This is a genomic window from Tolumonas lignilytica (assembly GCF_000527035.1).
Taxonomy (GTDB): domain Bacteria; phylum Pseudomonadota; class Gammaproteobacteria; order Enterobacterales; family Aeromonadaceae; genus Tolumonas; species Tolumonas lignilytica.
Map to the genome: position 1 here is coordinate 3,037,914 of NZ_AZUK01000001.1, position 16,028 is coordinate 3,053,941.

Genomic DNA, 16,028 nt, shown 5'->3' on the forward strand with positions numbered 1-16,028 from the left:
ATGACTATGCAATCACTACAGAAAATCGCAGCAGGGATTACGCCTGACAATCTGCCAGCCATTCCAGCAGAGCGTAAGCCAGTTTTTATCTCTGATCGGGATACCGAAGTTGTAAACGAGATATTTGAACGCTTGCAGGCAATATTCCCAGCATGGAAACACGCATTTCCAAAACCAGAGCATCTGGCAGCTGCAAAATCTGAATGGACCAAAGCGCTGGTTGAAGCGGGTTGCGTGAGTGATGCGCACTTGACGCATGGGTTCCGTATTGCAAGAGAACAGGATATCCCATTCTTTCCGGCGCCAGGTCAATTTATTAAGTGGTGTCAGCCAACACCAGAAACACTTGGGATGCCAACTATTGAGCAGGCATTACATGAGATTAGCCGTCATCGTGCATCACATCCAGCAGTGATTCTAGCCGCAAGAGCGACTCGGTTTGAACGAGAAACGCTATCAGCATCTGAATATCAGCCAGTATTTGAGCGGTTCTATGAAGTGTTGGTTCGCAGGGTTATGGCAGGAGAAGATCTGTCAGTTGAAATCCCTAAGGCACTCCCTAAACAAAAAGATATTCAAATAAGCCCTGAGGAGCGTCAGCGTATAGCAGAAAAATGGGGCCCCAAAATACGTGAACTATTTAAACATGGCGGTGCGGTATGAACTTCTCAAAACTTTCCAACGATGAGTTACATGAACTGCTTGCAGCAAGAACACAACATGCTCGGAACATCGATGCAGAACGCGCAGTGCTGGAGGACGAGATCGCCGAAATTCAGACGGTGCTGAGTGATCGCAAGGAACAGGTGGCAGCATGAGTTTGAAGCTATCAAAAAAACAACGTGAAGAGTTGCGCATGAAATTTGGCGGTCGTTGCGCCTATTGTGGTTGTCAGCTTCCAGAAAAAGGATGGCATGCCGATCATGTTAAAGCGGTTTATAGAGAACTTGAGATTGATCGTGAGGCAGGGAAGCAAGGTCAGTTTAAGCTGAAACAAACTGGAGAAGTATTCAAGCCAGAACATGATTGCCTTGAAAACCTGTTTCCTGCATGCGCTCCATGCAATTTATTTAAATCGACATTTAGCATTAATGGATTTAGAGCTGAGATCGGAAGGCAAACAGAACGAGCGCGTGACTATTCAGTTAATTTCAGAACCGCAGAGCGATTTGGTCTGGTTCAGGTAGTAAGCAAGCCGGTTGTGTTCTGGTTTGAGCAATACCAGGCTGAGGTGACAGCATGACAGCCAGAATTGACATATCACCAGTTGATATAGAACGTTTGGTCAAACAGCAGGTAACAGGGAAGATGCTTGCCGTGAAATATCGATGTAATCCAAAGACAATTTGCCGGAAGCTGAAAGATACAGGCGATCAGCGAGTCATTGATGCACTGAGGAAAAACTCTGTCAGCCGTAAATTCAAAAAGAACCAATCGGGATGCCGAAAAGCCGCCGAAATGGTTTTAATGGGGGAGAAGATGGCCGTTATTGAGCTGGTCACTGGATGCTCAACGCAGACAATTTCAAGACTCAGGAGTGAGCTGTCAGAGATATTGCAATATGTATCATTAGGATAAAATGACCTATTAGGATAGTTCGTGATATTGTTATTAGTATGAGTTCATATATTGGCGATTAAAAAGGTTTTATTACGAAATGAACCAACTGGATTTTATGTCGGCAATCGAGTCAGACCCGTTTGATAGAGCTATAGCTCCATTTACTGAAATGGCGGCTTATGAGGCTTTATGGGCTGAACAAGGTGCGACATTTAAAACTATTGCTGATAAGTTTCGTGGTAACTCAAATCTACTACCATCTGATTTAGTTGATCCTTCTAAAATTGAAGAATTTAAAGCGATTCTTAGATCCATTTTTGGGAAATATAGTGTAAAAAATGTTGGCGTTCGCGTCCATGGCGCAGCTGAATACCCTGCAAAACTAAGAGATGCAAGACATCCAATTGAGTTGCTTTATTATCAGGGTTGGTGGGATTTGGTTAATACCAGATCTGTTGCTGTCGTTGGATCTAGAAAAGTTTCAGAAGAAGGACGCAGAAGAACAGTTAGGTTGGTTAAGAACCTTGTCAAGGATGAGTTTACAATAATATCAGGGCTTGCAGAAGGTGTTGATTCTGCTGCTCATACAGCAGCGCTTGCTCTTGGTGGGAAGACTATTGCTGTAATTGGCACTCCATTATCGCATTTTTATCCGAAACAAAATAAAAACCTTCAAGAAAGAATAAGGGAAGATTTTTTGTTGATTAGTCAGGTACCTTTTAAGCGGTATCTCGATCAGGATTATCGTAGTAACCGGATTTTCTTCCCTGAACGTAATGTAACAATGTCTGCACTTAGTGAGGCAACAATTATTGTGGAAGCCAGCGACACATCAGGAACATTGACGCAGGCAAGAGCGGCTCTTCACCAAGGTAGAAAGTTATTTATACTGGAATCCTGCTTCCATAATCCAGATATCTCATGGCCTAAAAAATATGCTGAACTAGGTGCTATTCGTGTTTCTGACTATGAAGACATCAAGAGGGTTTTGGGATGAAATTCAAATGGTCTCAAATTGATGAGCTGCTATTACCAGACCACTATTATCTTAGCCTAGATGATGAATGTTTCTTCCTTGGTGAATATACCGCAAGGCAGGGAGCAAATTATAGCGATACAAATCAGTTGATCATTAATCTCAAAAAGGGTGTTGATCGTAAGGGTAGAACTGAATACAAATACAAGATATCTGCTATTGATGAAGTGGCACAATATCTGGCTAATAACATTAATGCAAAAGGATGGACATTAGTTCCAGTGCCCCCGTCAAAATCAAAAGATGACCCAATGTATGACGATCGCCTAGTACAAATCTTGGCGAAGGCAAAAATGTTAAACAGTGATATAGATTACAGGGAATTAGTTGTTCAGATTGGATCATACCAAGCTGCGCACTTGACTAATGGGAATCGACCACGTCCTGATGCGTTGGCTGATAGGTATCAAATAGACAATTCGTTAATGGGTGGCCTTAGAGACATAATCATATTTGATGATGTTTTAACTGCGGGCAGTCATTTTGCTGCAATGAAGAGATTTATTTCTGACCATGTCCCAGATAAACGGATTGTAGGCTTGTTTGTAGCCAGAACAACGAGAGATTCTGATGACCCATTTGAGGATTTTGAGGTGATAGCTTAATTATTACAGCATGGGTCAGATAACCACTGGTAAATCATCCCAACGTGTCGTATAAGCCGGTGACAAGTTACCACGCTTCATAGCCCACTCCTGCTTCACCCCCTGACCTGCAAACCAGATATTGCCTTTTCCGCTGTGGTTTATCTTGTCGATTACCGTCATAAGTTCTTTGCTGTCTGTCCGACTACTGATCTCATCAAACAAGCTCATCTGATAAATGCCCGGCTCGAAAAAATCAGCCAGCATGATCCCAGCTTTCATGTATCTGTAACCTGGCTTCCAAATACCACGCAGCATTCTTATGGCGTAGAGAATTATGTCTCTGCTGTCATCTGTTGGAATTGGCATTCTTGCGGTGGCAGAGTTTGAGTAATAGGGCTCAGTTTTTGAGAATGGATTGGTTCGCAGGAATACGGTAACCGACTGCGCATATTGTTTTTCTAACCTGAGTTTTTCTGCTGCCCGGACAGCATAATTGCAGATCGCTTCGCGTATATGCTGAAACTGTTTGATACGTTGACCAAACGAGCGTGAGCAGACTATCTGTTTTTTGGTTGGCGACACATCATCAAGTTCAAGACATGATTCGCCATTCAACTCATGGATAGTTCGCTCAAGCACAACGGAAAACTGTTTACGGATCAGCTTTGGATTTGCATTTGCCAATTGCAAAGCCGTTTTAATACCCATCATCTGCAGTTGCTTCGTTAACTTTCGGCCAACACCCCACACTTCCTCTATTGGTGTTATGGATAACAATTTACGCTGCCGGTCACGTGAAGTCAGGTCAACAACTCCGCCGGTTGCCGGATATATCTTTGCAGCATGGTTAGCCAGCTTTGCCAGTGTCTTGGTTGGTGCAATTCCAACGCAAACAGTAATGCCTGTCCACTGGACAACTGTTTGTCTTACCTGTTTGCCGAAATCAACCAATGACATCGCATTTGAAACGCCGGTTAAATCCAAAAAGGATTCGTCTATTGAGTAAACCTCAACTCTTGGTGCCAGCATTTCAAGAACAGACATGACGCGGTTTGAAATATCTGCATATAGAGCATAGTTGGATGAGAACACCTGCACACCGTAGTAGGTGAGTTGATCTTGTATCTGGAAAAGCGGAACGCCCATCTTGATACCGATCTCTTTAGCTTCCCTGGAACGAGCCACCACGCAGCCATCGTTATTTGATAGCACAACGATGGGGGTGTTTTTTAAGTCAGGTCGGAATAGTTTTTCGCATGATGCGTAAAAATTATTGCAGTCAACCAAGGCAAAGGTCTTAGACATGGCGATTCAGCATATTCTTAATGACGTTAGTGACAACACCGAAAATATCAAGTTCCAAACCATCAGTTATCTCGATTAGTTGATATTTTGGGTTATGCGGTATTAATCGGTATGTCGGCTTAGTACAAAGCTCTTTAACTGTCATTTCTCCATTGAGGCAGGCAATAACAATGTGACCGTGCTCTGCAGTGATCGACCGGTCAACAACCAAAATGTCGCCAGGATATATGCCAACACCAATCATGGATAAACCTGAAGCACGAACAAGAAAGGTTGCTGATGGATGGCGAATGCACAACTCGTTTAAATCCAGCGTCTTCTCGATGTAGTCCTGCGCTGGTGATGGAAAGCCCGCTTGAACAGATTCAAGAAACAGCGGAAGTGGGAAGTGTGTTGCTGGGTCTAATTGACCTAATAGTTGTGTTTGCATACGGACAATTACAAATATGTGTACATATATACAGTATATTTGTAACGTTTGGGTTGTCTATAGATGGAAAATAAAAACTCCATGAAGAGGCTGATTAGGAATTAAATAGAAATCAGGAATCAGCGAGCTCTACAAAATCATCATACTGACGAGATAAAACCAGATACTCATCCCTTAGAAGCTGGACGTGTTCAAGCTTTAGTAAAAAAGCAGAATGAAGTAGTCAACTCAAACTGTGGCCAATTTTATTTGATCATTTCACTTTGCTGTTCTCCACACTGCGTATGCTACGGTATTCTCAACATCGATTTGTTCTTGTTGATCTATTGGGAGAGAGCCGATGTTGAGAGACATTTTAATTGCATTAATAATTTGATTTGTGAGGTAAAAAACAGGAAAGAAGCTCCTCCCTGTTTTATTGTGCTGGTGGTTGTTATCGCAGTTGAACAGCAACCGGTTTGTTCACGGGTTGTTTAGCATTCATGCCAACTTTCTTGTATTTAACTACAACGGTCTTCCCTGTTTTGCTATCCACACGTCGTGTGATTGATTCGTGGGTATCTGCAAAACCTGCAAAAGGATGGACCCACCCGTCACAATAAACCCATGGTGCAGATGACATTTCTTCTAGTTTCAAATGACCTGAGCTAAATGATGGCAGGCCAATGCCATACGCGGCATACTTCCCAGTAGGCAATGATGGGTCAATGCGATTAATTAACTCTTGAGAAACAAGAGTTGAAAATTTCACTTTTGCCACTGATTTATCTTTATCAGACACAGCTAATTCGCCGTTATCCATAATAAAGGTTGCACCATTTAGCCGAGCAGCATCTTGTTTTGTGGCGTATTTGAACGCCTTTTCCAACGAAGCCTGAGAAGCTGGATCATCGCTAGGATCGATCTTCATTAAAACCAAATATCCATAGTCAGGGTGTTTATAGTTATCCTGCCCCAGCAACATAAGGTTCGCGACACCGAAAGCCAGATTTCCGACAGTGAGTGCTCCTGTAGCCATCGCATCAACAGATGTTTTACCAGCAATGATAGCAGCATTGGTGGTTGCCGCCGCCGCTGACATATCCGCCTTGGTGGCATCTTCATCCCTATTGGTAGAGCTGTTCCCAGCCAGTAGCTCCATGTTTGATGATAAACTCAGTGTTTTATCTCCAGTAAAAGGCATGTTGCCGGTTGGCATTTCATGTTTAGCTGCACACCCACTCAATATAATGGTGAAAATTGCCGCGGCAGCACATAAATTTTTCATATATAAACCTTTGTATTTTTTGTAAGAAGAAGCTGGAAATCAGCACTGAGGCGCTGGATATGTCCATTGGTTATTAAATGAATCGAACTCCGGCCGGACCTGAACGTGAATTTTGCATCCGTTTTCATAGGTTACAACGCAGTTTCCATTGGTGCATTGAGATGAGCAGCGAATGGTTGGAGTGTTTGGTCGGCAATTTCTTTCTGATACTTGGGATGGCGTTGATGTGGATTGTGATGGAATTTTCTTTTTGACGTTAACTGCGCCAGGAATGCTAAAAACTCTATATAAAACACATTTACCTTTAAAGTGCTCTTGGCAATTATTTTGCGCAACACTTAAATCCGCTTCTGGGTTAGTTGATCCATATTGAGCAAAAAAGTCACCATCCTTTTTGTCCTCCTGTTCTATAATTACAAACCCAGGGTCCGTGATTGTCCACTGCAACTTGCAGTCTGGCATGCCACAACTGTGCATTGCACTTTGCACGGCTTTATCACTGCTTTTAGTTGACCAGCCAAGACCTACATCGGTTTTATTTACTGCTCGAGATATCGCAACAATGTTGTGTAATATACAGTCATGGGTAGTTTTTCCATTGTTGCACAATTTAAGCGCTTCACTATCTGCGCTTTTCTGTGATTTTCTTACAGCCCAACCGAAAGCGTCTCCGCTACCAAATGCAATTGATGTATAAACCTTCTCTGCATGGACTTGTGATGACGCAAGAAGGGTGAAAATGGCGAATAGTAAACCAGTTAGTTTTTTCATGTTTTTCCTATGTTTAATTGTTTTAAACTTCCATTTTTGCATTTTGCGAAAGATTACACTACTTAGCATTTGCGTTGCGAATGCAAGATGTTAAGTTAATCATGAACTGACAAAGCTCATTCGCATTTTGCAAATAAACTGCTGTATATCCGATCACCTTTTGATATAATGCAAAGCACAGGGTGACTCCTGTCTATCGCTTCAAACTGTATCCATGCGTGAGCATCGAAACAGACAATTCGACTTCATGCGTCTGCTGATTCGGCTATAACGAATCGGGAGAATTGGCATGCCTGAAACATCAAGTTCACGGCTCGCTCAAGAGCTGCGCAATCTAATCCTGTCTCTGTCTGATGAAGCGGTTATTTCGCTCATGAGTCATGCCTGTGAATCAAAAATACAGCACCTGTTTTTAGCCAAAACCCAATCACCAGGTTTGGTCGGGATGCCTGTTGTCGGCGGTGTCCAGTAATGGCTGAACTGACTCACGTTATCCAATCAAGAAACGACCTTCCATGCGCATACAACGCTATGGCACGGTTGTCTATTGATGGGCCGCATGAGGTATCCATTAAACCAGTCAAAAAAACCAGAACCCTAAATCAGAACGCAGTCTTTCACATGTGGATGAATGAACTGTCAGCGTTCCTGATCGCCGCAGGTCGCAAATTTGCCACTCCAGAGTGGAGCAAAGATGCGATGAAGCATTCATTCCTTGGTTATATCGAAACTGATCGCGTTGATGTTGTTACCGGAGCGGTAATGACGGTCCGAGAACTTCAGCACACAAGCCGATTAAACACCGGGGCTATGTATCACTTCATGGAACAGGTAGAAGCATGGTGCGCCAGCATCGGATGCCTGCTAACCATCCCCAACAATTCCGAATACATGAAATTAAAAATGGAGCAGAACCAATGAGTTTACTTTCAGCCATCCAGTCAGCATTCGGCGTTGCTCCGCATATCCAGGCAGCAATGCAGCAGCTATTCCAAGTGCAGCCGGCACCAATTAAACACTCGCGCATTACCGGCATTGCTAAATCCCGCCGCGCAGCCAAGCAGCGGAGAAACCGCAAATGACCAGTGCGTATTTAAAACATCTGATGACCGAACGAACTGACTCTGCAGTTCGTGAAATGGTTGTTTCGGTGATGTGTGATGAAAAGCCACGGTCAATCCCAGCAATCAGCCGGGCAATTAGGGAGATGAATGGACACGAACTGCCGGATAAAGAAATCCGCACGGCACTGAACAACCCTCGGGAGATCGGCTGGAACGTGATGCGGATTTGGGGCGATGTGGCCACTGAATATAAGTTGGTGAAGGCATGATTAAAATCATCGTGCTTGTTGTTGTCTTTGTGATCATGCTGGAGATTTTATGAATGAATTAAAGCCACGCATCTGTCCAGAGTGCTGGAAAGAATTCACTCCGCGAAACTCTATGCAAAAGTGCGATTCAATATCCTGCGCCATAGCGTATGCAAAGAAAAAACAGGAGCAGAAAGACAAACGTGAAGCTGTAGCTGCTACCAGGGAAAAGAGGCGAAATTTGCGTGAACGGAAGATTGCTCTAAAAAAAAGAAGTGACTGGGTTGCTGATGTTCAACGTGAATTTAATAAATTCATACGACTTCGCGATGCCGATATGCCGTGCATTAGTTGTGGTGAAAAAAACCCTCCAATGCTTCATGGCGGACAATGGGATTGCGGACATTTTTTGTCAGTGGGACACGCTCCTGAATTGCGGTTTGAAGAACTTAATGCACATAAGCAATGCAAGTCATGTAACGGTGGCGCTGGTCACTACGCACATAAAAACAAAACAGTTAGTCAGAAATATCGCGAAAACCTGATTCAAAAAATCGGGCTACCCAAAGTCGAATGGTTAGAGGGTCCGCACGAACCAAAGAAATACACCATAGACCAGTTGAAAGAATTATTGGTGCTTTACAGATCAAAGCAACGAGAAATAAACAAGCAATTGCGCGCACAGATAGAGCAAGGAGAATGATATGGGTTTATTTGCGCAACATTCAATTCATGAGATTCACAACGCTATCGCAGCCACCGCCATTTCAAATGTTTCATCTAACTGTATTTATGGAAAGCATAACGATCAGTTAATGAGTTATGAACAATTCATTCGTAACCAGCCATACGCAAATGCTGCGGCTCAACAAAATATCCACCAAAACCTAATTATAGATGGTGAGTGCGAAGAGGTTGATCGTGATGATTAATCCAAGCTATGGCGTAAAAGTTATTAGGCCGGAACTAATGATAGAAGTAATCACAACTCCTGGATTGTCATATAGCCAGCTTTTGCTGATTGAGCGCGCAAAACTAATTATGTTGTGGATTATTTGGTTTTTGTCGATTTTAGCAATAAATAGTTTATCAAGATAAGGCGGATAAAATGTCTTTAGAAACATATCTTCTGCTTCACCAGGCAAAAACCGTGGCCACTGATTCTCGTGGAAGTTCTCATGGAATTGGACGGGATGAGATCCTTCATGCTGGGGCTGTTGCTGCGCTGAAATATCCGATTGGTCATCATTTGTTTTTAGCTGAAAACGGTGATGAGAAATCACTATTGGCACTGATCCAGTTTGCTAACGAACATTTGCCAGAACTAACAGAAGAAGTGGTTGCTGTGGCGATGGGTAAGCCAACGACTGAACAGTGGAACCGATTGGTTAGAGCGCATCCTAGGTATGAACGTGAGAGAAAACGTGCTGATAAAATAAAGTCACAAGCAAAGTTCGTGCTGCGGAAAGGCGATGAGGGGGAAGCTGAAAGACTAACCAAGATAGCTGAAAAGGTGAAATCTGATGCCGTTGCGCATTGCCGGAAAGACATTCTATCTACTGGTAGCTGCCCATCATGCAGAGGCGATGGAATTGCTGTTAGACGAAAAACAACCTGCGTAACTTGCCGGGGGACAGGAAAAATAATTCCGGATGACGCATCAATAAAACGGATTCATGGCGATGAGGTTTACGCAAAATTCAGAAAAGTAGTCGAGTCGATGTTATTCGATAAATCTGACTGGGTGCGCATGTATTATCGTCAAATTAATTGCGAAAAATGCGAGTAGGTTATTGCGGTATTTTTAAGCAGTTGGTAAGATTTACTAAACATGGGCGCTCTCTGATTGAAGCGCCTTTTTATTTTAATGACCCGCCAAGTGCGGGTTTTTTATTGCCTGAAATATATGCCTGAACGAATAACCACCACCGCTGCATATGGGGTTAGCGGATTCTTGGCTACGTCATGGGTGTGGCTAAAATCCGTTAATTGGAATGAGGTGGCGGTTATTCTCGGGATAATTCTCGGCCTTGTTACCTACTTCACCAATCTCTATTTCCAAAGGCGCCAAACAAAAGCCATTGAACAGGCCGCGAAATACGGCGTCTTGATTAAATCAAAGAATTCAACTCCGCAAAGACAAGAGGCTTATCGCGATGAATAAGCTCTTACTCCAGATCGAACAATTCCTATCTCAATTAACCACCAAACAACCAGTTACTAAGGATGAACCGAAAATGACTGACCAGTTACCAGTTCAAGATCAATCTACCACCACTGTTGATAATGTAATTACCGAAGCTCAAACCGTAATTGCTGCGGCCGAACCCGTTGTTCAGGCCGTTTCCGCTATTATCCCACAAGCTGCTGTTGCCGATCCATTCCTGCGCGCTCTCGGTCTGGTTTTAAGCGAGCTTGGCCATGATTCAGAAGGCATCATTGGTGCGGCATCCGCTCTGGCAAAATTGTTTAAGTAGCCCCGGAGGCGGTAATGCCAGAAATCACGCCGCAAAAAGCTGGAGGCGCTAATATCTGCGCCTTCTTGGATATGATTGCTCATAGTGAATTAGGTCATGCGCTGCTTGATTCTTCAGATAATGGTTATAACGTCATCGTAGGAAGCACGGCAAGCCATCCGATATTGTTTGATGATTATAATGATCACCCAAACCGTCTGATTGGCCCACCAATAATTCCTGTCGCATCTACTGCTGCTGGGCGTTATCAATTGCTTCATCGCTACTTTGAAGCATACAAAGTTCAACTAAACCTGCCAGATTTCGGGCCACTGTCTCAGGATGTGATCGCTATCCAGCAAATCAAAGAGCGCCACGCGATCGACTTAATTAATAACGGTCATATCGCACAAGCGATTTATGCTTGCTCGAATATCTGGGCAAGTTTGCCCGGTAATAACTACGGCCAGCACCAGAATCAAGCGGCCGCCTTGATTTCAGCATATCAGGCGGCTGGCGGAAAATTAGCTGCAGCATAAGGATGTCTCATGTCGTTATCTCAGGCTGATGTAATAGCATATCTCCAGATAGCGGGGGATATTATCGGTTGCGCTGCGGTAGTTGCCGCATCACTGCCTCACCCATCTGAAAAAGCTAATCTCATCATCAAAATCCTGCGGGGTTTCTTGGATGTCGTAGCTGCTAACGTTGGTCATGCAGCTAATTCCGCGCAACCAGTAACCCAGCCAACTCAGAATCAAGATCAATCACAGCAATAGGTGGTGATCCTTCTTGGCAGCCGGAAAGACGGAAGTGAATGAGCAACGCTGGCAAGCATCGCGAAGTTTGCGCTCAATATCCGGAGGTCTTATGCAAGAAGAAGATTGGGGTGTCTCGTAATAATTTTGCTGTCGTAGCTCAATAGGGAGAGCAGCTGACCTGTAATCAGTTGGTTGTAGGTTAAATCCCTACCGACAGCACCAATTCGCTCCGGTTGCTAATGATGGCCTAAGGGTGGAGCTTATACCTCCATAAGCAATCACCAGATAAGTGATTTAACACTGGTTCGATTCCAGTCCGGAGCACCAATTCAGGGTAGTAAGCATAAGTGGTACATGCGAACAGCTGTTAACCGTTAGACAGAAGGTTCGAATCCTTCACTGCCCGCCACATTCGACCGTTGCCTCTTGGTTCATTCACCTACGCAGGGGTTATCACTTTCAGATATCAGCAAACAATCGCCGGTCCCGGCAAATCATCATTTGTGTCTAATCGGCATTGCGTGTCGCGTGGTGGTGACGCTGGTATCTGATTCAAAAAACGGAGTGCTGTATGTTTATACAGGTTAATAAGCAACTGCTACGCAACCAGCAGTATGACGACGCACTCCGGCAAGCTTGCGACAAACTCAGCTCGCAAGGCATCAAGAATTTCATTCATTACGTTGAACCGTGCAGAGTAGTTGAGTTATTCGATCCACCACAACGACTCAAGGCGCAAATCGACCCAATGCGGGGTGGTATCTGGTTAATAAGGAGCTGATATGGGATTACTGGCTGTATTAGCTGCTGTCACGCTGATCGTGTTTATCCAGAACCTGGGTATATACGAAATAAACCGGCGCAGCAATAGACTGTCGTTTATCAAAGAGGCCTTTATGGATGAGATCGTCAAATCAACTCAAGAAGCCGGATTTATTTGCGTCATCATCATTTTGTTTTACGCCTTCCAATATTTCGCAGACAAAACCCAATGAAGAAAGAATTCGAAGTCTATGTTGCTGATGTCATCAAATGCGTCAGTGGTAAGAACGTCAAAGACATCGAGCATCTCGCGGCTGAAGAAACCAAGCGGAGGTTTATCCGGGCCGGGATCAAATTCGATGACCGGGAAGGGCTATATCCAATCGGTCACAGTCACGTTACCAAATCCGGAACCTACCAAGGTCATCCGATTATCAAAATTGTTCAATACTTGGATGAATAACATGGCATCTAAAAACACACCTAAAGCAGCATCTGTTTCTGATGATGAACGCCGCTGGCGCGCCCAGTCTGATGTGAGGACTTTGCAAGAAGCGGAGAAGATCCGCAGTGATAAGTCTCGGATGACTGAGGCACAGAAAGAGGCGAAATCACAACTCGACGCTATGGCTCAAATCGCCAAGGCCGCACCGGCCGCCAAGGCTCCAGTAAAGAAACCCGCATCAAACTCCATGGATGATTTCATTAAACAACGTGAATCCAGGAAATAAGGATCGGAAACATGGCCGAACAACTCAACAAGAAGTCAGATAAATCCCCTGACAAAGAAAAGAAACCTGAATCCATGGAACAGTTTGCGGCTCGTCGTGAGCGCGAAGCCAAGAAACGTTAACAACAAAGAGGAAATGTAAATGGGTATTTACGATGGTAACGGCAACGCAAAAGCAGCCGCATATCCACTATCTGGTTCTGAGAACATCCCGGCATCTACCGGCCTATCTGGCGGCGCTCAACCGCAGGATGAAGTTATCACACCAGACCAGCTCAATGGCTTCGGTCGCGCTAACGTAGCGATTGCGTATGCTGCGTCAATTACGCCTGATGTGTCGAAGCTGAATAAAGGCCTCGGTGTCGTTGCAACACTGACCGGCAACGTCACGCTGGCCAACCCAACCAATCTGGTAGCAGGCTCAAGCGCGAAGTGGGATATGGTGTTCACCCAAGATGGTACCGGATCGCGCACTCTGTCTTTCGGTACGGCTTACAAGAAAGTCGGCGGCGCAGTGGCGCTGTCTACCGCAGCGGGTTCTGTGGATGTAGTTCACTTCGTGTCTGATGGTACAACCGTGTACGTCACTATCGATAAGGCGTTTTCCTAATGTGATTGCCCTGCTTATGTGGGGCATCTTTTAAATGAGCTTTACATAAAAACTCATCTCAAAGATTTAAGGTTTAAAAATGGCAGAACCAAAGCAAGAAAAAAAACAGGTTGATTGGGAAAGCCTAGAAACTGAATACAGAGCAGGGATTCTAAATAACTGCGAATTGGGTAAAAAGTATGGCGTTAGCGAAGGCGCCATCCGAAAGAAAGCTAAAGCGCTTGATTGGGTTAAAGATATATCAGGGAAGATACAAGCAAGAGCCCAAGAGTTGGTACGAAAACGTGAAGTACGAGAAAAAGTACGAGAAGAGGAAAGTTCGAACCAACGCGTACTTATTGAGGCTACGGCCGAGGTTATTGCTGATGTTCAACTCAACCAGCGCAAGGATATTACCCGAACTCGCGGATTGGTAATGAAGATGCTTGCAGAGTTAGAGGCCGAAACAGATAACATTGATTTGTTCGAACAGCTCGGCGAAATGATGCGCCGTGAGAACGATAAGGGCATCGATAAGCTCAACGATCTCTATCACAAGGTGATCAGTCTTGCCGGAAGGAGTAAGACAATAAAAGACTTGTCCGACTCTTTGAAAACGCTGGTTGCTCTCGAACGCCAAGCCTTCAATATCCCTGATGACCCAAGCAAAGTTGAATTGTCTGGACCGAATGGTCAGCCACTAAATTCTGAAAAAATGTCTGCCGAAGAGGCATACAAAGCACTGCTGAATAAATAATGCCGTTACCAGATTGGTTTGATTTCCGTCACCCTGATTACAACCGGGTGTATAAGTTGCGATCTGAGCGTTTGGAGTTGATGCGCAATACTCCTGGCATGGCGAATGGCTTAAAGGATTATTACGCAGAGAATCCGTCTGATTTCATTAATGACTGGGGCATGACATTCGACCCGCGTAACGCCGAGATCGGATTACCCAACACCATTCCATTTCTTCTGTTCCCAAAGCAAGCGCAGTTTATTGATTGGTTGATCGCCAGGTGGAAAAGCCGAGAGGATGGGCTTGTCGAAAAATCGCGTGATATGGGGTTGTCCTGGTTATGCGTGGCTGCTGCGGCATGGATGTGGCTATTCAAGCCTGGAACAGTTGTTGGTTTTGGGTCACGCAAAGAAGAATACGTCGATAAGCTTGGTGATCCGAAATCTCTATTCTGGAAATGCCGCCAGTTCATCAATTTGTTGCCGGAAGAGTTTCGCCCTGTTGGGTACGATGAAAAGAAACATGCGCCACATATGCGGATCATTAATCCCGAAACAGGCTCAACAATCATCGGTGAGGCTGGGGATAATATCGGACGTGGTAACCGCACATCGATTTATCTGAAAGACGAATCTGCGTTCTACGACCGACCAGAAACGATTGATGCGGCACTATCTCAGACGTCTAACTGCAAGATTGATATCTCAACACCAAACGGTAACGGGAATCCGTTCTACAAAAAGCGCCACTCTGGGAAAATTCCGGTATTCACGTTTCACTGGCGCGATGATCCGCGCAAAGACGATGCGTGGTATCAGAAACAAATAAACTCTCTTGACCCCATTATTGTCGCCCAGGAAATTGACATTGATTACAACTCATCACGAGGCGATGTCTGGATCACGGGCGACTTAGTCACCGCGGCTCAAGGTAACGGCCCTGCTGATGTTGAAGCGGTTGGTGGTTGGGTTGTTGGTGTCGATGCTGCGCACATGGGGGACGATGAGTCAGTGATCCACAAGCGCAAAGGGCGACTGAATTTACCGCAGGTATTTCGCAGGGGAGCTGATGGTCAGCAATTGGCCGGCGCCGTTGAGGAAGAGTGTCGGCAGATAGAAGATTCTGGTGGCTGGATCCACTCAATCATCATTGAATTGGATGGCCCAGGGGTTTCCGCATACGACTTTCTAAAAAAAGGGAAGTACGCAGCTCTGGTTCTTGGTGTTCACACTGGCACTAGGCTTAAAGACGACCGGAATTACAATCTCAAAGCGAGACTGTGGCGAACGGCGCGGGATTACCTGAAAGACTATCCAGTCTGCCTGCCAAACGATTCAGAGCTTAAGTCACAGCTATCATCATACAGATACGGTTATCGTGACGGCATGCTGCTAATGCAAAGCAAAAAAGAGTACAAGTCTGAAACAGGGAAATCTCCTGACCGGGCAGACGCATTTGTGCTTACATTTGCTGCGCCAGAAAAACCCATGAAGAAACCAGAAGAATACAAGCCAAATATCCTGCCTAAGGGCATGAACGGAGGGTGGATGAGATGAGTAAATTTTCAGACGCATACAAACTAAAAGTACAACGCCAAACGTTGTTGGATAGTATCGATGCGGAAGTGGGATGCAAAAGCACTAATGAAATGCTGGTTGAATTACTTAAATCGGTGCGTGAAGCAAAAAACAATCTAACTGAAGTTAGCGAGTCATCACATTGA

General features: G+C 44.7%; 29 protein-coding genes and 3 tRNA genes. 28 read left to right on the forward strand and 4 right to left on the reverse strand.

Annotation, left to right across the window (positions count from 1 at the left end):
- The 6 genes from H027_RS0114225 to H027_RS18720 all read left to right on the forward strand — a co-directional run bounded on the left by H027_RS0114225 (window position 1) and on the right by H027_RS18720 (window position 3,201).
- Complete coding sequence (locus tag H027_RS0114225) at window positions 1-663, forward strand: replication protein P (RefSeq protein WP_051448997.1); 663 nt, start codon at window positions 1-3, stop codon at window positions 661-663.
- Window positions 660-818, forward strand: coding sequence for a hypothetical protein (locus tag H027_RS18930; RefSeq protein ID WP_161632460.1), 159 nt, complete (start codon window positions 660-662; stop codon window positions 816-818). Before H027_RS0114225 ends, H027_RS18930 begins: the two co-directional genes overlap by 4 nt.
- Complete coding sequence (locus H027_RS0114235; protein ID WP_237657961.1) at window positions 815-1,243, forward strand: HNH endonuclease; 429 nt, start codon at window positions 815-817, stop codon at window positions 1,241-1,243. Before H027_RS18930 ends, H027_RS0114235 begins: the two co-directional genes overlap by 4 nt.
- Entirely contained in the window at window positions 1,240-1,578 is a 339-nt protein-coding gene (locus H027_RS0114240) for a hypothetical protein (protein WP_024873124.1), read from the forward strand. The genes H027_RS0114235 and H027_RS0114240 overlap by 4 nt, the downstream gene beginning before the upstream one ends.
- A gap of 79 nt (window positions 1,579-1,657) precedes the next feature.
- Window positions 1,658-2,557, forward strand: coding sequence for a DNA-processing protein DprA (locus tag H027_RS0114245; protein WP_024873125.1), 900 nt, complete (start codon window positions 1,658-1,660; stop codon window positions 2,555-2,557).
- Complete coding sequence (locus tag H027_RS18720; RefSeq protein WP_024873126.1) at window positions 2,554-3,201, forward strand: hypothetical protein; 648 nt, start codon at window positions 2,554-2,556, stop codon at window positions 3,199-3,201. The genes H027_RS0114245 and H027_RS18720 overlap by 4 nt, the downstream gene beginning before the upstream one ends.
- A gap of 15 nt (window positions 3,202-3,216) precedes the next feature.
- Here H027_RS18720 and umuC read toward each other — a convergent pair whose 3' ends face one another.
- From umuC to H027_RS0114270, 4 genes are all read right to left on the reverse strand, one after another.
- Window positions 3,217-4,488 (reverse strand): translesion error-prone DNA polymerase V subunit UmuC, encoded by a 1,272-nt coding sequence (gene umuC / locus H027_RS0114255; protein ID WP_024873127.1) that lies wholly within the window; start codon window positions 4,486-4,488, stop codon window positions 3,217-3,219.
- Window positions 4,481-4,918 carry a translesion error-prone DNA polymerase V autoproteolytic subunit gene (umuD, locus tag H027_RS0114260; protein WP_024873128.1) on the reverse strand — a complete coding sequence of 146 codons (438 nt, stop codon included), beginning with the start codon at window positions 4,916-4,918 and terminating at the stop codon, window positions 4,481-4,483. The genes umuC and umuD overlap by 8 nt, the downstream gene beginning before the upstream one ends.
- A gap of 433 nt (window positions 4,919-5,351) precedes the next feature.
- The gene (locus tag H027_RS0114265; protein ID WP_024873129.1) at window positions 5,352-6,185 is read right to left on the reverse strand and encodes a hypothetical protein; all 834 of its coding nucleotides are present in this window, start codon (window positions 6,183-6,185) and stop codon (window positions 5,352-5,354) included.
- 39 nt (window positions 6,186-6,224) lie between these two features.
- The gene (locus H027_RS0114270) at window positions 6,225-6,956 is read right to left on the reverse strand and encodes a DUF4189 domain-containing protein (protein ID WP_161632461.1); all 732 of its coding nucleotides are present in this window, start codon (window positions 6,954-6,956) and stop codon (window positions 6,225-6,227) included.
- A gap of 289 nt (window positions 6,957-7,245) precedes the next feature.
- On the opposite strand from H027_RS0114270, the gene H027_RS0114275 reads away from it, so the two are divergent.
- The 22 genes from H027_RS0114275 to H027_RS18940 all read left to right on the forward strand — a co-directional run bounded on the left by H027_RS0114275 (window position 7,246) and on the right by H027_RS18940 (window position 16,028).
- Window positions 7,246-7,428, forward strand: a complete 183-nt coding sequence (locus H027_RS0114275) for a hypothetical protein (protein ID WP_024873131.1) — start codon at window positions 7,246-7,248, stop codon at window positions 7,426-7,428.
- Complete coding sequence (locus H027_RS0114280) at window positions 7,428-7,877, forward strand: recombination protein NinB (RefSeq protein WP_024873132.1); 450 nt, start codon at window positions 7,428-7,430, stop codon at window positions 7,875-7,877. The genes H027_RS0114275 and H027_RS0114280 overlap by 1 nt, the downstream gene beginning before the upstream one ends.
- Window positions 7,874-8,038 (forward strand): hypothetical protein, encoded by a 165-nt coding sequence (locus tag H027_RS18935; protein WP_161632462.1) that lies wholly within the window; start codon window positions 7,874-7,876, stop codon window positions 8,036-8,038. Before H027_RS0114280 ends, H027_RS18935 begins: the two co-directional genes overlap by 4 nt.
- Window positions 8,035-8,289, forward strand: a complete 255-nt coding sequence (locus H027_RS0114290; RefSeq protein ID WP_024873133.1) for a hypothetical protein — start codon at window positions 8,035-8,037, stop codon at window positions 8,287-8,289. Before H027_RS18935 ends, H027_RS0114290 begins: the two co-directional genes overlap by 4 nt.
- A 49-nt stretch (window positions 8,290-8,338) precedes the next feature.
- A complete protein-coding gene (locus H027_RS0114295; RefSeq protein ID WP_024873134.1) occupies window positions 8,339-8,971 on the forward strand; it encodes a recombination protein NinG in 633 nt (210 codons plus the stop codon).
- Window position 8,972: 1 nt separating this feature from the next.
- A complete protein-coding gene (locus H027_RS0114300) occupies window positions 8,973-9,200 on the forward strand; it encodes a hypothetical protein (RefSeq protein ID WP_024873135.1) in 228 nt (75 codons plus the stop codon).
- Window positions 9,201-9,376: 176 nt separating this feature from the next.
- Window positions 9,377-10,057, forward strand: coding sequence for a hypothetical protein (locus H027_RS0114310; RefSeq protein ID WP_024873137.1), 681 nt, complete (start codon window positions 9,377-9,379; stop codon window positions 10,055-10,057).
- 117 nt (window positions 10,058-10,174) lie between these two features.
- On the forward strand, window positions 10,175-10,432 hold the full coding sequence (locus tag H027_RS17945; protein WP_051448998.1) for a phage holin: 258 nt from the start codon (window positions 10,175-10,177) through the stop codon (window positions 10,430-10,432).
- Complete coding sequence (locus H027_RS0114320) at window positions 10,425-10,745, forward strand: hypothetical protein (RefSeq protein WP_024873139.1); 321 nt, start codon at window positions 10,425-10,427, stop codon at window positions 10,743-10,745. The genes H027_RS17945 and H027_RS0114320 overlap by 8 nt, the downstream gene beginning before the upstream one ends.
- Window positions 10,746-10,759: 14 nt before the next feature.
- The gene (locus tag H027_RS0114325) at window positions 10,760-11,263 is read left to right on the forward strand and encodes a glycoside hydrolase family 24 protein (protein WP_024873140.1); all 504 of its coding nucleotides are present in this window, start codon (window positions 10,760-10,762) and stop codon (window positions 11,261-11,263) included.
- Between the two features lie 9 nt (window positions 11,264-11,272).
- A complete protein-coding gene (locus tag H027_RS0114330; RefSeq protein WP_024873141.1) occupies window positions 11,273-11,503 on the forward strand; it encodes a hypothetical protein in 231 nt (76 codons plus the stop codon).
- Window positions 11,504-11,631: 128 nt separating this feature from the next.
- A tRNA-Thr gene (locus tag H027_RS0114335) sits at window positions 11,632-11,707 on the forward strand.
- A gap of 4 nt (window positions 11,708-11,711) precedes the next feature.
- Window positions 11,712-11,812 (forward strand) — tRNA-Ile (locus tag H027_RS18860).
- A gap of 5 nt (window positions 11,813-11,817) precedes the next feature.
- A tRNA-Asn gene (locus H027_RS0114340) sits at window positions 11,818-11,894 on the forward strand.
- 162 nt (window positions 11,895-12,056) lie between these two features.
- Window positions 12,057-12,266 carry a hypothetical protein gene (locus tag H027_RS0114345; RefSeq protein ID WP_024873142.1) on the forward strand — a complete coding sequence of 70 codons (210 nt, stop codon included), beginning with the start codon at window positions 12,057-12,059 and terminating at the stop codon, window positions 12,264-12,266.
- A gap of 1 nt (window position 12,267) precedes the next feature.
- Entirely contained in the window at window positions 12,268-12,480 is a 213-nt protein-coding gene (locus H027_RS0114350) for a hypothetical protein (protein ID WP_024873143.1), read from the forward strand.
- A complete protein-coding gene (locus H027_RS0114355; RefSeq protein ID WP_024873144.1) occupies window positions 12,477-12,710 on the forward strand; it encodes a hypothetical protein in 234 nt (77 codons plus the stop codon). Before H027_RS0114350 ends, H027_RS0114355 begins: the two co-directional genes overlap by 4 nt.
- Window position 12,711: 1 nt before the next feature.
- A complete protein-coding gene (locus tag H027_RS0114360) occupies window positions 12,712-12,978 on the forward strand; it encodes a hypothetical protein (RefSeq protein ID WP_024873145.1) in 267 nt (88 codons plus the stop codon).
- A gap of 141 nt (window positions 12,979-13,119) precedes the next feature.
- Window positions 13,120-13,587, forward strand: a complete 468-nt coding sequence (locus H027_RS0114370) for a hypothetical protein (protein WP_024873146.1) — start codon at window positions 13,120-13,122, stop codon at window positions 13,585-13,587.
- A gap of 79 nt (window positions 13,588-13,666) precedes the next feature.
- On the forward strand, window positions 13,667-14,323 hold the full coding sequence (locus H027_RS0114375) for a hypothetical protein (protein WP_024873147.1): 657 nt from the start codon (window positions 13,667-13,669) through the stop codon (window positions 14,321-14,323).
- Window positions 14,323-15,861 (forward strand): hypothetical protein, encoded by a 1,539-nt coding sequence (locus H027_RS18480; protein ID WP_024873148.1) that lies wholly within the window; start codon window positions 14,323-14,325, stop codon window positions 15,859-15,861. Before H027_RS0114375 ends, H027_RS18480 begins: the two co-directional genes overlap by 1 nt.
- Complete coding sequence (locus H027_RS18940; RefSeq protein WP_161632463.1) at window positions 15,858-16,028, forward strand: hypothetical protein; 171 nt, start codon at window positions 15,858-15,860, stop codon at window positions 16,026-16,028. The genes H027_RS18480 and H027_RS18940 overlap by 4 nt, the downstream gene beginning before the upstream one ends.